We start from the raw sequence: 13,116 nt of genomic DNA, 5'->3' as shown, positions 1-13,116 counted from the left end.
GACACACACCATGAATTTGCAACTTGATGCCCTGCGTACTGCCTACCGCACCGGCGAGACCACGCCGCGCAAACTACTGTTGACTCTTCGGGAAAAAGCTGCCGCGCTGAACCCGGACTATCACCTGTTCATTCATCTGCTCAGCGTCAAAGAACTGGAACCCTATCTCGCCGCGCTCGACGGTCGTGACATCGACAGCCTGCCGCTGTACGGCGTGCCATTTGCGATCAAGGACAACATCGATTTGGCCGGCATCCCGACCACGGCGGCGTGCCCGGCCTTCAGCTACGTGCCGCAGCGCTCTGCCACCATCGTCGAACAACTGCTGGCCCTGGGCGCGATTCCACTGGGCAAGGCCAATCTCGACCAGTTCGCCACCGGCCTCAATGGCAGTCGCTCGCCCTACGGCGTTTGCCCCAACAGCGTGCTGCCGGAGTATCCGTCGGGTGGTTCCAGCGCCGGTTCTTCGCTGGCCGTGGCGCTTGGCGTGGCGAGTTTTGCCCTTGGCACCGACACCGCAGGCTCCGGACGCGTGCCGGCGGCGTTGAACAACCTGGTGGGGATGAAAGCGACTAAAGGGTTGATCTCCACGGCGGGTGTCGTGCCGGCCTGTCGCACGCTCGATTGCGTAACCACCTTTACCGCCACCGCCCGGGAGGCCAGTCAGTTGCTGGCGCTTACCGCACGCCTCGATCCACGGGACGAATACAGCCGCAGCAATCCACTGTGGAATGACGGTTCGGCGTTCGGGGCGGTACGTGCGTTTCGCTTTGGCGTGCCCCGGGCGCAAGACCTGGAGTTCTTCGGATGCACTCAAGGTCCGGCGTTGTTTGCTCATGCCGTCGAGCAGCTGAAGGCGCTGGGCGGCGAGGCGGTAGAGCTGGATCTGTCACCGTTTCTCGAAGCGGCGCGCTTGCTATACGAAGGGCCGTGGGTGGCTGAGCGCTACAGCGTGGCTGGTGAATTGATGGAGCAGAATCCCGAAGCGGTGCTGCCGGTGATTCGTGCGGTGTTGGCCAAGGCCCCGGCGGTCAGCGGCGTACAGACCTTCCGCGCCCAATACCGGCTGCAAGCGTTGAAAGCCCTGTGCGACAAGGCGCTGGAAGGACTCGATTGCGTCGTCACGCCAACCATTGGCCGCCCTGTCACGCTGGCTGAGCTGGATGCCGAGCCCGTGCTGCGCAATTCGGAACTGGGTTACTACACCAACTTCATGAACCTGCTCGACTACGCCGCCATCGCCGTGCCCAGCGGTTTCATGGACAACGGCCTGCCCTGGGGCGTGACGCTGTTTGGCCGGGCGTTTACCGATCAATACCTACTGAGCGTGGCCGATGCCCTGCAAGGTTTGTCGATGCCTGCACCTGCTGCTGCCGCTCGCAATGATCGTGCGCGACTGGTGGTCTGTGGCGCGCATCTGGATGGCCTGGCGTTGAACTGGCAGCTCAAGCGGCGTGGCGCGCGATTATTGGAAACGACCTTCAGCTCACCTGATTATCAGCTCTATGCCCTGGCCGGTGGCCCGCCGTTTCGTCCGGGTATGGTGCGGGTCAAGGACGGCGGCGTGGCGATTGCCGTAGAAGTGTGGGAATTGCCCAGCAGCGAACTGGGCTCGTTCCTCACCGGCATCCCGGCGCCGCTGGGGTTGGGCAAGGTGCAACTGGCGGACGGGCGCTGGGAGAGCGGGTTCATTTGTGAGGCGTATGGGTTGGAAGGCGCGGTCAATATCAGTCATCTCGGTGGGTGGCGAACATACCTGAAAACCCTGGGCTAACCCGGAACCTGTAGGAGCGAGCCTGCTCGCTATGACGTCGTCACATCCAACATGAATGTCGACTGACACACCGCCATCGCGAGCAGGCTCGCTCCTACAAGGTCCGGGTGCAATCCAAGACCATTCGCAGCACACATGAAGCAGCTATTTCCCGGCCGTTACCACTAGAATGCATGCCATCGGATTATTGCCAATGGAATTGCCATGCCGCTGCGCTCGCCGCTGTACTCTCAACGTTCATTGATCCTCACGCTGGTCGCATTGTTGGGCGCGGGCTTCCTGGCCACTTCCTTCCTCAGTTACTACGCCTCACGGGCGTCGATCCGCGACAACATCGTCAACACCGAGCTGCCGCTGACTTCGGACACCGTCTACTCGGAAATCCAGAAAGACCTGGTCCGGCCGATCCTGATTTCCTCGATGATGGCCCGCGACACCTTCATGCGCGACTGGGTGGTCAACGGCGAACGCGACACCGACCAGATGACCCGCTACCTCAACGAGGTCATGACCCACTACGGCGCCTACACCGCCTTCTTCGTCTCCAACGCCAGCCTGACCTACTACCACGCCAAAGGTGTGCTCAAGCAGGTCAAGGCCACGGAACCGCGCGATACCTGGTACTTCCGTGTGCGGGACATGAAGGATCCCTACGAAATCAACGTCGATCCTGATTTGGCCAACAAGGACAACCTGACGGTCTTCATCAACTACAAGGTCTACGACTACAACGACCGTTTCATCGGTGCGGCAGGGGTCGGGCTGACGGTCGATGCGGTGATCAAGCTGATCGACAAGTACCAGCAGCGCTATCAGCGCAGCGTGTACTTCGTCGACACGTTCGGGCGCCTGGTACTCACGGGTGCCGAGGGCGGTCCGGAGGGAGCGCTGGCCGGACGCACCTTGGGTGAACTCGACAGCATGAAAAACCTGGTCAGCCAGTTGCCCAAGCCCCACAGCGGCAGCTACGAATATTCAGGCGAGGGCCAGGGACATTTCCTCAACGTGCGGTTCATTCCGGAACTGAACTGGTACTTGTTCGTCGACAAGCGCGAAGACGGCGATCTCAGTGACATCCGCCGCTCGCTGTACCTCAACCTGCTGATCTGCCTGATCGTCACGCTGACCGTGCTGGCGCTGATCCATCAGGTGATCAAGCGTTATCAGAACAGGATTCAGACCCAGGCCACCCTCGACAGCTTGACCGAACTGCCCAACCGTCGCGGCTTCGACCTGCTGGCCGCGCAAGCCATGCACGAGGCCCAGCGCGAGCCCAAGCCGCTGACGGCGTTGCTGCTGGACCTGGACCATTTCAAGGCCCTGAACGACACCTACGGCCACATGGCCGGCGATCAGGTGCTGATCGGCTTCGCCCGGGACCTGGAAAGCTGCCTGCGCCATTCAGACATCGTCTGCCGCTGGGGTGGCGAAGAGTTCATCGTGCTGCTCAAGGACACCGATGGCGAAACCGGCAAGATGATCGCCGAGAAAATTCGCCAACATGTGGAGCAACAGGCCTACAGCTACGATGGCCGCAGCCTGCATCTGACCGTCAGTATCGGCCTGACCACCCTGCAACACGACGACACCTTGCACACCCTGCTGTCGCGGGCCGATCATGCGATGTACCGGGCCAAGCAAAGTGGCCGTAACCGAACCTGTGTGGAACTGCCGCACTCCAGCTATGCGTATCCATGATGAGCCAGCCTGACCTCTGCCCGGCCTGCGGCGCCCGCAACGACTGCGCCCTGGCCGACCCGCGAACCGCCGATCGGGCGTGCTGGTGCTACGGCGTCAGCATCGACCCTGCGGTACTCGAAGCGCTGCCGCTCGAGCTGCGTAACGCCGCCTGCCTGTGCCCGCGCTGCGCCGAGGTCGAGGCGCAGTTGCAAGCAGCCTCCCGGCCGATCAAGTAAGATGCGCGCCCATTTCCCCATCGATACTTGAGTCATGCGCGTCGACCGTTTCCTCAGCAACCTGCCCCGCTTCAACCGCAAGCAGGTGCGTCTGTTGCTGGTGGAAAAGCGTGTCAGGATCGACGGAAAAATCGTCAGCGACCCCCATGCCGAGGTCCGCGAGTTCAGTCGTGTCGAAGTCGATGACGAAGTCCTGCAAACCGGCAAGCCGCTGCGCCACTTCATGCTGTACAAACCCGCCGGTTGCGTCAGCGCCACCCGCGATCCGCAGCACCCCACCGTGCTCGACCTGATTCATGAACCGGACAAGGACGAACTGCACATTGCCGGTCGCCTGGATTTCAACACCACCGGGCTGATGCTGATCACCAACGACGGCAGCTGGTCACGCCGCCTGACCCAGCCACAGACCAAACTGCCAAAGGTCTATTACGTCGAGACCGAGCAGGACATCGGCCCGGAATACGCCGTCAAATTCACCGAGGGCCTGTACTTCGCCTTCGAAGACCTCACCACTCAACCGGCCGGGCTAGAGCTGCTGGGACCGAAATCCGCACGACTTAGCATCGTCGAGGGTCGCTACCATCAGGTGAAGCGCATGTTCGGTCACTTCGACAACAAAGTGCTGCGCCTGCATCGCGAACGCATGGGCCCGCTGGTGCTCGACGAAACGTTGAAACCGGGCGAATACCGCCCACTGCGCGATGAAGAGATCGCTCTGATATAAGCCCGCGACCGCTCAGCAGAAAGTTGTCGAACAATTTACCAACGGCACTTGCGCAATGATGTGACCCCTGCTTGAATCAGGACGTCGGCCGAAATGTGACCGACGAGTCACAACATACTTCTAAGAAACTTTTTGCCGGTAGGAACCCATGGGTTCCGGCCTCACCCGGCAGACTGCCCGCCAATAACAATACCCGTCGACCGGCTGCAATGGATCGACATGGGCCTCCAAAAATTCCAGGCATATGCCTACCTGTCACAAAGCTCGTGCAATCTCATTTGCGCGCATACCCGCTTGCCAGGAGTCTTATGACATGAGGCCAGAAATCGCTGTGCTGGATATACAGGGTCAATATCGGGTTTACACGGAGTTCTATCGCGCAGGCGCCGCAGAGAAGACCATCATTCTGGTCAACGGCTCGATGTCCACGACTGCGTCGTTTGCTCAAACCGTGAAAAACCTCTATCCGCAATTCAATGTGGTCTGCTACGACCAGCCCTATGCGGGCCAGTCAAAAGCCCACAACCTGCATGAGAAAATGCTGACCAAGGAAATCGAAGGGCAGATCCTCCTGGAGCTGATCGACCACTTCGCCGCCGAACACGTGCTGTCGTTTTCCTGGGGCGGCGCCGCGACTCTGGTCGCACTCTCGCAACGGCCACGCCGGATCGAAAAAGCCGTCATCAGCTCGTTCTCCCCGGTGGTCAACGCGCACATGCTCGACTACCTCGAACGTGGCGTCGATTACCTTGGCAGCCGGGACGGCGAGCGGGTTGGACACTTGGTGAACGACACCATTGGCAAACACTTGCCATCGTTGTTCAAGCGCTTCAACTACAAGCACGTCAGCTCCCTGGCCGAGCACGAGTACGGGCAAATGCACTTCCACATCAACGACGTGTTGCACAGTGATCGGCAGTGCTACCTGAACGCGGCAAAGAAAATCAACGTGCCGGTGCTGTTCATGAACGGCGAATGGGACGAGTACACCAGCGCCGAAGACGCCCGGCTGTTCGCCAACCACGTGCAACACGGCACCTTCAGCACCCTGCAGGCCACCGGCCACTTTCTCGACCTGGAACACAAAGCCGCCTGCCGAGACAGCCGCAACGCACTGATGGGGTTCCTGAAGCCTGGGCAGTATGAAGCTCGACCGCGTTACAACCACGTCCAGGACCACCATGCATTGGCCATCTGAAACAGCGTCATCGCGAGCAAGCCCCGCCCTGTAGGAGCAAGGCTTGCCCGCGATTGACCGTCACGCGGTCCAAAGCCGTCCAGCGCAAAGAAAAACTTCATTTCCACAGTCACATCTGGTACAAAGTCACCGCTCCGAGCGGGTGTCGTATAATGGCATTACTCCAGCTTCCCAAGCTGATAACGAGGGTTCGATTCCCTTCACCCGCTCCAATCCAATTTTTGTCTCACGTCATTTTTTGACGGGGGATGCAGGTAAAGAAAAAACCGGCCTTGATGGCCGGTTTTTTTGTGTCTGGGGTTTGGTGAGATGGAGCAATGAATCGTTTACTCATTTCCCGCTGATCAATGAACAAATGCGCCGGGGCGAAAGCGTCTACTCTGAGTTTGTTAGTGTTTTTTTCGAAAAACACAGATTTGTTATCAAATTTCTTCCGACATTAATTTTTTCATACTTTCGAAATTAGCGTTTTCGCATAAGATCGACGATCTGTTAGCGTTTTTATTGCGCCAATAAAGGATTTCGATAATGCAAACAGGTTTCAAGACCCTCGCGACCCGTTACAACATCGCATTGGTACAGCCTCTACGTGTCGAATCCATGATCGGCACCGTACGTGTCCATCGCGAAATCGACGGTAATGTGGAAAATCGATATCCGCCAAGCTACCGGCCCGCGGATGATTTCGCGGGACATTTCGAATTCGGCCTCAAATATGAAGAAATTCACCTCGAGTTTTTCGCCCGCCTGTTTGCGGCCATAGGTCCACAGCCTGTTGAAGATTGGTGTCGACGGGAGCCTTTCGGCCAATACGCCCGCCGCACAGGGTTCCTCTACGAATGGCTGACAGGGGCACACCTGGATGTACCTGACGTGACCAATGGCGGCTACGTTGATCTGCTTTCGCCACAGGATTACCTGACTCGCTGCGAACCACTACGAGCACGGCGTTGGCGAATCAACAACAACCTGCCGGGAACGCCTCAGTACTGCCCCTTGATTCGCCGAACGGCGCCTGTGCAGGAAGCTCTGCAATTCGATCTACGCGAAGCGTTGGGAGAATTGGATCAGGCTTTCGGCGCCGACATTCTGATGCGTACGGCCAGCTGGCTGACGTTCAAGGAATCGCGCGCGAGCTTTCTCATCGAAAAAGAAGCCGACCAAGCCGATCGCATCCAGCGCTTTGCCCATGTCATCGCGCAGCATTGCGGCCATATCAAAAACCCATTGAGTAACGACAGTCTGCATTCACTGCAAGCCGGTATTCTTGGGCATGATGCTATCGGCCTGGGCTTGCGGCGCTCTCCGGTGTTTGTGGGGCAAGCCACCATGCGCGAGGACATCGTGCATTACATCGCCCCCCATTTTGCGGACCTCGCGCAGCTATTGGCAGGACTCAACGAGTTTGAAGTTGCCACCCGTGGTGCGGAGTCAGTGGCACGCGCCGCCGTGTTGGCATTCGGCTTCGTGTACATCCATCCCATGCGCGATGGCAACGGCCGGATTCACCGTTTCCTGATCAACGACACTCTGGGCAGGGACAAGGCAGTGCCAGACGGCGTAATACTGCCGGTGTCCGCCACCATCACAAGTTCGATCGACTTCAGGGCCGGATACGACCGTACGCTCGAAGTTTTCTCGCGACCGTTCATGCGGCGTTACGCGACGGCCTATCGATTCGGCGAACTGGTGACCTACGAGGACGGTACCCGCAGCAACTTCATCTTCGATGAATACGAGGACGCGCGCTTTGCATGGCGCTATCCCGATCTGACCGAACACATCCTGTACACCGCTCGCGTCATCGAGCACACGATAAAAAAGGAAATGGCGGATGAAGCCAGAGTACTGATGATCTTTCAGCGGGCACAGGAGCAGTTGAAGGAAGTGCTGGAGATGCCGGACCAGGATGCAAATCGCATCATTCGCTCCATCAAGGAAAATGGTTGGGTGGCATCGGGCAAGCTCAAGAAAGAGTATCCGCAGCTTGAGGATGAGGATAAGGCGGCACGTGTTGTAGAAGCTGTGCGGTCTGTGTTTGAGAATAGAGAAATGGGGATTGGTGAAGAGTGATTTTCGACGGTTTTTGACGGGAGATGCAGGTAAAGAAAAAACCGGCCTTGATGGCCGGTTTTTTTGTGGGCGGAATTTAGTGAATCTCTGGATCTTGCCGAAGCAATTTCTAAATAAGGCAACGTCCTACAATAATCTGGGAATTGTCCGTAAACTCCCGCATTGCTGCGCTTTTGCCACGAGGCCTATAGTCCCAGCGCGCCAAATTGGCGTGTCGGGTTTGGCGACCTGAAGTGGAATGCAAAAGCGCACTGGCTTGCTTGCAGGCGTTTTTGCATCTGTAAAGTTGTCGTTTTATGGCAACTGTACGCGGGAGATCTCAAGATCTGCCGGCTTCCACTCCGGTTCGCCAACCTGCGTACAGTTGCCACCCTTTCGTTTGGCGACGATTGGCTGGTAAACCTCAACTAAGTGGAGCTTTACTCATGCAAGAGTTCATGGCCTTAACCAGTAACGCCGACGATCTCCCCTCGCTTTTTGTGAATACCACACAACCCCTCCACTCCCTGCTCAGCACGGCCAGTTACAGAATTCGGGCCGTGACGCAGATCCTAGAAAATCTCGCGATGCGGGGTGATATCACCACTGACTCGGTCATCCTCAGCGACTTTGCATTGCTCTGCTGCATTCCGCTGCGCGATGGCTGCGATGTTTTGGACGTTATTGCTCGACGCATGGATGCAGAACCGTCGTGATGCCCCAATGGGCGCCCGTCAAGGCGCCCTTTGTATTTAATAGAACTGGCAACCATGTCCATGGAGGACGCAAAGATGCTTTACCCAATAGCGATTTCAAAGGGAGACGCCCAACACGCATGGGGCGTGGAAGTCCCCGACTTGCCAGGTTGTTTTTCCGCCGCTGAGAACCTGGACGACGTGATAGTCATGGCTCGCGAAGCCATTGAGGGGCACTTGGAGATTCTTATAGAGGATGGCGCTCCCATCCCGCCAGCCAATGACGTTTCTCTGCATGCAGCAAGTTCAAAGTACGCAGGCTGCATATGGGCAACAATCGATATGGATACAAACGATTTCAACGGAGCGCCCAGAACATGACCCAAAATATCTACGACGACTCCAACTTCTTCCACGGCTACAGCCAGATGGCCCGTTCCATCAATGGCCTTGATGCCGCACCGGAATGGCCCGCACTGAAGGCCATGCTACCGCCCATGCAAGGCTTGAAGGTCGTGGACCTCGGCTGCGGCTATGGTTGGTTTTGCCGCTGGGCCAGTGAACAAGGCGCCCAAAGCGTGCTCGGCCTGGACGTGTCGGAAAAAATGCTCGATAAGGCGCGCAGCACAACACCCAACAGCAACATCCGCTACGAACGCGCCGACCTGGAACATCTCGACCTGCCAGCCGCCAGTTTCGATCTGGCCTACAGTTCCCTGGCCCTGCACTACATCAAGGATTTGGCGGGTCTATTCGCCAATATTTACACCGCCCTCAAGCCCGGTTCGCACTTTGTGTTCTCCATCGAACACCCCATCTTCATGGCACCGCGCAACCCCGGCTGGATCACCGATGCCGACGGTCGCAAGAGCTGGCCCGTCGATAGCTATCAACTGCAAGGCGAACGTGTGACCAACTGGCTGGCGGACGGCGTGATCAAGCAGCACCGCACGATCGGTACCTTGCTCAACACCCTGATTGCCGCCGGTTTCAGCATCCGGCATGTCAATGAATGGGGGCCGACGGATGCACAAGTGACGGCCCTGCCGGCACTGGCCGAAGAGCGGGAGCGGCCGATGATGATGTTGGTCAGCGTTCACCGCTGAGGATTTCCTGAAGCTCGAAGAAAAGGGGCGGATGACACGATTGTCATCCGCCCCTTTTGCACATCAACGCGTCGCCACCAGAAACAACCGCGGAAACGGCAATAACACCGATCCATCAGGCAACGCCGGATAGGCTTTTTCGATGGCCGCCAGATACTGCTTCAGGTACTGCGCCCGCTCCACCTCATCCAGCGGTTCGAGAAACGGCCGCAGGCCGCTGCCCTTGAACCACTCGACCACACCCGAGGCACCACCGGCCAACGGATGATGGTAAGTGGTGCGCCACACATCGACGCGAGAACAACAGGCCTTGAGGATCGAGTAGTAACCGCTGGCGCTTTCCATCTCGGTTCGCTGGCCGGCAGCGCCTGCGAGCTTACTGGCCCATGGACCATCAGCAGCCACTTCACGCATCAACCGGTGCGAAGGCTCATTGAGGTTGTCCGGCATCTGGATCGCCAGGCTGCCATCGGGTTCAAGCTTGCTCACCAGCGAAGGCAGCAACGTGGCGTGATCGGGCACCCACTGCAACACGGCGTTGGCGAAGATCACATCGAACGGCCCCTGATCATTCCAGGTGTCGATGTCGGCGATATCGAACTGCACCTGCGGCAAGCGCTTGCGGGCCGCCTCGATCATGTCGGCCGAACTGTCCAACCCACGCACCGAGGCACCGGCAAAGCGCTCCACCAGCAATTCGGTGGAGTTACCCGGACCGCAGCCGATGTCGACGGCCGAGCGTATTTCCCCAGCGGGAATCGCCGCCAACAGGTCACGGGCGGGACGGGTGCGTTCATCTTCAAAAGCGACGTATTGCTTGGCGGACCAGCTCATGGCGTTCTCCTGTCGTGGATGCGCAAGCATCTTACCCCATGGCCGAGGCGTGCTTTTCCAGAGAAAAGCAGAATTTTCAGCTCGCCGTCACTGTCTGAAATTCAGGTGCCTTCACTTAAGGAACACGGCCATGAAATTCGCAAAAATCGCACAAAAACTTGCCCTGTGGACTGGCAGTCCAGGGACGTTCCTGGGGGCGATCATCCTGATTTTCCTGTGGGGGCTGAGCGGGCCGATTTTTGGTTTCAACGACACCTGGCAACTGATCATCAACACCTCGACCACCATCATCACCTTCCTCATGGTGTTCCTGATCCAGAACACACAGAACCGCGACACTGACATCCTGCATTTGAAAGTCGATGAATTGCTGCGGGTGACGAAGGAAGCGCAGAACGCGATGCTGGGGCTCGAGGCTCTGGATCTCAAGGAACTGGAAGCACTGCGCAAGCACTACCGCAGCCTGGGCGAAGGCCAGACCGTCTCCATCGACGGCACCGTCGTCGAAGAAAAAGGCAAGCACGGCCTGAATGATTGCTGAGGATGTATGCGCGGGTGAGCCGGACTCACCCGCGCACGCAAAGGGCTAGCGACTGGCCTGCAACGCCTTGGCCATTTGCAAGTGAGTCTGCAGCTTGGGCAGGGTTTCCTCGGCGAATGCCTTGATCTCGGGCACGTCGGTGGTCTGCGCGGTTTGCTCAAGCTGTTCGATGGCTTGCTCGGTGGTTTTCACCTGATTGGCCGCGTAAGCCTCATCGAAACTGGTGCCGTCCATGACTTCAGGCATCAAGGCCTTGGCCTTGTCCACCACCTCTTCGCGGGGAGCCACCGGCAGATCCAGCTGCTTGGCGATCTTCGCCAGATGCTGATTGGCGGTGGTGCGGTCATTGATCACCATGATGGTGTAATCCTTGACCTCTTTGGATTCGGACTTCTGGTGCGCCAGGCGACTGGCTTCAATTTCGGCGACACCCTGCACCGAGGCATCATTGATGAATTCAACAGGGGTCTGGGCGAAAGCGCTGCCAGCGCACAACCCCAACACAGTGACAAAAACGCTGTTGCGAAAACGGGTGGCCACAGGGTTCATGGTCGCGCCCTCCTTTAACAATTCAAACGGGAGCTTTCGCCCCCGCTTCTCAATCAAAACCACCTGCATCCACTAGCGGGATTTTTGCCCGCCCTGTCCACCTTTACGGCTCATATCGGGTTTTGGCTCTTTGTCGACAGTCGTGGTGGTGGTTTTCCCACCTTTGCGACCCGCTTCAGTCGTCTTGGTTCGATCGTTGGCCATGTGATCCGAGTGCGAGTTTCTTGAGTTAGGCATGATTCTCTACCTCTTGGTAATGATCTTGGCGAACTTGCGCCCGCATAGATTCTGAATTTATGCGTCCCAAAAGGTTTAGAAAATTGCGCCGACAGTGCGACGAACGGCAGCCGGCACTCAGACCAGCCGCAAGTGATGCGCGCGCTTGGCGGTATACATGGCCTCGTCGGCGTGCCTGAACAGCTGCTTTTCTTCCGTGCCGTTTTCCGGGTATTGCGCCACGCCAATGCTGGGCTGGATGTGCAGGTTGTGCCCATCCAGGCGCAACGGCTGGGCCAGGACCTGACGGATCTTTCCGGCCACGGTGTCGGCATCGCCCGAGGCGTGGATGCTGTGCAACAACACCACGAACTCGTCGCCGCCGATACGCGCCACCGTGTCGGTTTCCCGTACGCAACCCTTGAGCCGATTGGCGACGGTTTGCAGCAACATGTCGCCCACTGCATGACCGTGGGTATCGTTGACCTGCTTGAAGCGGTCGAGGTCGACATACAGCAGCGCCATGCGCCCACACTCCTCGCGGGCCGACTCCAGTGCAGCCTTGAGCCGGTCACGCAGCAATTCGCGGTTGGGCAGCTGGGTCAACTGGTCGTACTGGGCCATGCGTTGCAGGCGCGCATGCAACTGCTTGCGCTCGATCGCCGTCGCCACCTGGGCGCAGACATACTGCAGCAGCTCTTTGTCCTGCTCGGTGTAGCGCTCGCCGCCGGGAATGCTTTTAACGATCAGCGCGCCGATGGTGCCGTTTTGCGAATTGAGCGGCACACCCAGCCAACAGGGCGAATTCTGCCCGGTAACCAAAGTTTCGAAACCCGTGGGTGGGATGTCCTGGTCCGGCGTCAACAGGATCGGCAAGCCCGTGCGAATCACCTCGGCACACAGGCGCCCGGTGATCGTGCCGGGCTGCTCGGGCTGCGGCTCGTGATCGTCGACGTGATAGGGAAAATTCAGCTCCGCGCAGTGTTCGTCATACAACGCCACGGAAAAATTCAGCGCCGGCAGCCATTCGCCAATGATCATGTGGATGCGTTTGAACAGCGCCAGCAAGTCCTCCGCCGCATGGGCCGCTTCGGAAATTGCGTACAGCGCCGCCTGCCGGGACTCGGCCTGCTTGCGCTCGGTGATGTCGCGGGCCACGGCGATGCGTAACTGATCGACCTCCGACCAGCGCGCCGACCAGAGGATGTTCACCACCCGGCCATCCTTGCGCAGGTAACGGTTCTCGAAATTGAGCTTGGGCTCGCCGCCCATGATGTCCCGCGCGGCATCGAGGGTGCGCTGACGGTCGGCCGGGTGCACCAGGTCGATCATCTGGCGACCGATCAACTCGTCCGGGCTGTAACCGAAAACGCGCTCGCAGGCGGCGCTGACAAAAACGAAACGGCCTTGTTTATCCACCGCGCAAACGGCGTCCAGCAAGAGGTCGATGTAGCTCGCCAACGGAGCGGAATTACTGATGGTCATGGTGCCGAGAGCGTGTCCGAACG

The 13,116-nt window shown here is 58.5% G+C and carries 13 protein-coding genes, 1 tRNA gene and 1 pseudogene; 11 read left to right on the top strand and 4 right to left on the bottom strand.

The features are described from left to right. Positions 1–10: 10 nt before the first annotated feature. The 10 genes and pseudogenes from atzF to DKY63_RS26450 all read left to right on the top strand — a co-directional run bounded on the left by atzF (position 11) and on the right by DKY63_RS26450 (position 9,468). Positions 11–1,774: an allophanate hydrolase gene (gene atzF, locus DKY63_RS26495; RefSeq protein WP_110966827.1), complete on the top strand. Its 1,764-nt coding sequence runs from the start codon at positions 11–13 to the stop codon at positions 1,772–1,774. Between the two features lie 204 nt (positions 1,775–1,978). Next, positions 1,979–3,472 (top strand): sensor domain-containing diguanylate cyclase, encoded by a 1,494-nt coding sequence (locus DKY63_RS26490; protein WP_110966826.1) that lies wholly within the window; start codon positions 1,979–1,981, stop codon positions 3,470–3,472. Next, positions 3,472–3,690, top strand: a complete 219-nt coding sequence (locus DKY63_RS26485) for a cysteine-rich CWC family protein (RefSeq protein ID WP_110966825.1) — start codon at positions 3,472–3,474, stop codon at positions 3,688–3,690. The genes DKY63_RS26490 and DKY63_RS26485 overlap by 1 nt, the downstream gene beginning before the upstream one ends. Before the next feature lie 34 nt (positions 3,691–3,724). Then, a complete protein-coding gene (locus DKY63_RS26480; protein ID WP_110966824.1) occupies positions 3,725–4,417 on the top strand; it encodes a pseudouridine synthase in 693 nt (230 codons plus the stop codon). Positions 4,418–4,730: 313 nt separating this feature from the next. Further along, positions 4,731–5,615 carry an alpha/beta fold hydrolase gene (locus DKY63_RS26475; protein ID WP_110966823.1) on the top strand — a complete coding sequence of 295 codons (885 nt, stop codon included), beginning with the start codon at positions 4,731–4,733 and terminating at the stop codon, positions 5,613–5,615. Positions 5,616–5,753: 138 nt separating this feature from the next. Continuing rightward, positions 5,754–5,827, top strand: a tRNA-Gly gene (locus DKY63_RS26470). 316 nt (positions 5,828–6,143) lie between these two features. Beyond that, positions 6,144–7,688 (top strand): Fic family protein, encoded by a 1,545-nt coding sequence (locus DKY63_RS26465; protein ID WP_110966822.1) that lies wholly within the window; start codon positions 6,144–6,146, stop codon positions 7,686–7,688. A gap of 425 nt (positions 7,689–8,113) precedes the next feature. After that, positions 8,114–8,383: a short-chain dehydrogenase gene (locus DKY63_RS26460; RefSeq protein WP_110966821.1), complete on the top strand. Its 270-nt coding sequence runs from the start codon at positions 8,114–8,116 to the stop codon at positions 8,381–8,383. 75 nt (positions 8,384–8,458) lie between these two features. Next, positions 8,459–8,728, top strand: a pseudogene (locus DKY63_RS26455) (type II toxin-antitoxin system HicB family antitoxin); the annotation flags it as partial. Positions 8,729–8,739: 11 nt separating this feature from the next. Next, entirely contained in the window at positions 8,740–9,468 is a 729-nt protein-coding gene (locus tag DKY63_RS26450; RefSeq protein WP_110966820.1) for a class I SAM-dependent methyltransferase, read from the top strand. Between the two features lie 63 nt (positions 9,469–9,531). Here DKY63_RS26450 and tam read toward each other — a convergent pair whose 3' ends face one another. After that, positions 9,532–10,302 (bottom strand): trans-aconitate 2-methyltransferase, encoded by a 771-nt coding sequence (gene tam / locus DKY63_RS26445; protein WP_110966819.1) that lies wholly within the window; start codon positions 10,300–10,302, stop codon positions 9,532–9,534. 130 nt (positions 10,303–10,432) lie between these two features. Here tam and DKY63_RS26440 point away from each other — a divergent pair, with 130 nt between their 5' ends. After that, positions 10,433–10,843, top strand: a complete 411-nt coding sequence (locus DKY63_RS26440; protein ID WP_110966818.1) for a low affinity iron permease family protein — start codon at positions 10,433–10,435, stop codon at positions 10,841–10,843. Positions 10,844–10,888: 45 nt separating this feature from the next. Here the strand turns inward: DKY63_RS26440 and DKY63_RS26435 are convergent, their stop codons facing one another. The 3 genes from DKY63_RS26435 to DKY63_RS26425 all read right to left on the bottom strand — a co-directional run bounded on the left by DKY63_RS26435 (position 10,889) and on the right by DKY63_RS26425 (position 13,093). Further along, the gene (locus tag DKY63_RS26435; protein ID WP_110966817.1) at positions 10,889–11,392 is read right to left on the bottom strand and encodes a DUF4142 domain-containing protein; all 504 of its coding nucleotides are present in this window, start codon (positions 11,390–11,392) and stop codon (positions 10,889–10,891) included. A 72-nt stretch (positions 11,393–11,464) separates the two neighbouring features. Beyond that, positions 11,465–11,629 (bottom strand): stress protein, encoded by a 165-nt coding sequence (locus tag DKY63_RS32745; RefSeq protein WP_110966816.1) that lies wholly within the window; start codon positions 11,627–11,629, stop codon positions 11,465–11,467. A gap of 117 nt (positions 11,630–11,746) precedes the next feature. Further along, entirely contained in the window at positions 11,747–13,093 is a 1,347-nt protein-coding gene (locus DKY63_RS26425; protein ID WP_110966815.1) for a sensor domain-containing protein, read from the bottom strand. Positions 13,094–13,116: the final 23 nt, after the last annotated feature.

Origin of the sequence: Pseudomonas putida (genome assembly GCF_003228315.1) — a bacterium.
GTDB classification, from domain to species: Bacteria; Pseudomonadota; Gammaproteobacteria; order Pseudomonadales; family Pseudomonadaceae; genus Aquipseudomonas; species Aquipseudomonas putida_S.
The sequence above is the reverse complement of the archived record's forward strand: the minus strand, read 5'-3'. Positions and strand labels throughout refer to the sequence as shown.

Bases quoted from the DNA above. Each gene is read 5' to 3' on its own strand.
- atzF (WP_110966827.1), top strand. From the start codon at position 11: ATGAATTTGCAACTTGATGCCCTGCGTACTGCCTACCGCACCGGCGAG.
- DKY63_RS26490 (WP_110966826.1), top strand. From the start codon at position 1,979: ATGCCGCTGCGCTCGCCGCTGTACTCTCAACGTTCATTGATCCTCACG.
- DKY63_RS26485 (WP_110966825.1), top strand. From the start codon at position 3,472: ATGAGCCAGCCTGACCTCTGCCCGGCCTGCGGCGCCCGCAACGACTGC.
- DKY63_RS26480 (WP_110966824.1), top strand. From the start codon at position 3,725: ATGCGCGTCGACCGTTTCCTCAGCAACCTGCCCCGCTTCAACCGCAAG.
- DKY63_RS26475 (WP_110966823.1), top strand. From the start codon at position 4,731: ATGAGGCCAGAAATCGCTGTGCTGGATATACAGGGTCAATATCGGGTT.
- DKY63_RS26465 (WP_110966822.1), top strand. From the start codon at position 6,144: ATGCAAACAGGTTTCAAGACCCTCGCGACCCGTTACAACATCGCATTG.
- DKY63_RS26460 (WP_110966821.1), top strand. From the start codon at position 8,114: ATGCAAGAGTTCATGGCCTTAACCAGTAACGCCGACGATCTCCCCTCG.
- DKY63_RS26450 (WP_110966820.1), top strand. From the start codon at position 8,740: ATGACCCAAAATATCTACGACGACTCCAACTTCTTCCACGGCTACAGC.
- tam (WP_110966819.1), bottom strand. From the start codon at position 10,302: ATGAGCTGGTCCGCCAAGCAATACGTCGCTTTTGAAGATGAACGCACC.
- DKY63_RS26440 (WP_110966818.1), top strand. From the start codon at position 10,433: ATGAAATTCGCAAAAATCGCACAAAAACTTGCCCTGTGGACTGGCAGT.
- DKY63_RS26435 (WP_110966817.1), bottom strand. From the start codon at position 11,392: ATGAACCCTGTGGCCACCCGTTTTCGCAACAGCGTTTTTGTCACTGTG.
- DKY63_RS32745 (WP_110966816.1), bottom strand. From the start codon at position 11,629: ATGCCTAACTCAAGAAACTCGCACTCGGATCACATGGCCAACGATCGA.
- DKY63_RS26425 (WP_110966815.1), bottom strand. From the start codon at position 13,093: ATGACCATCAGTAATTCCGCTCCGTTGGCGAGCTACATCGACCTCTTG.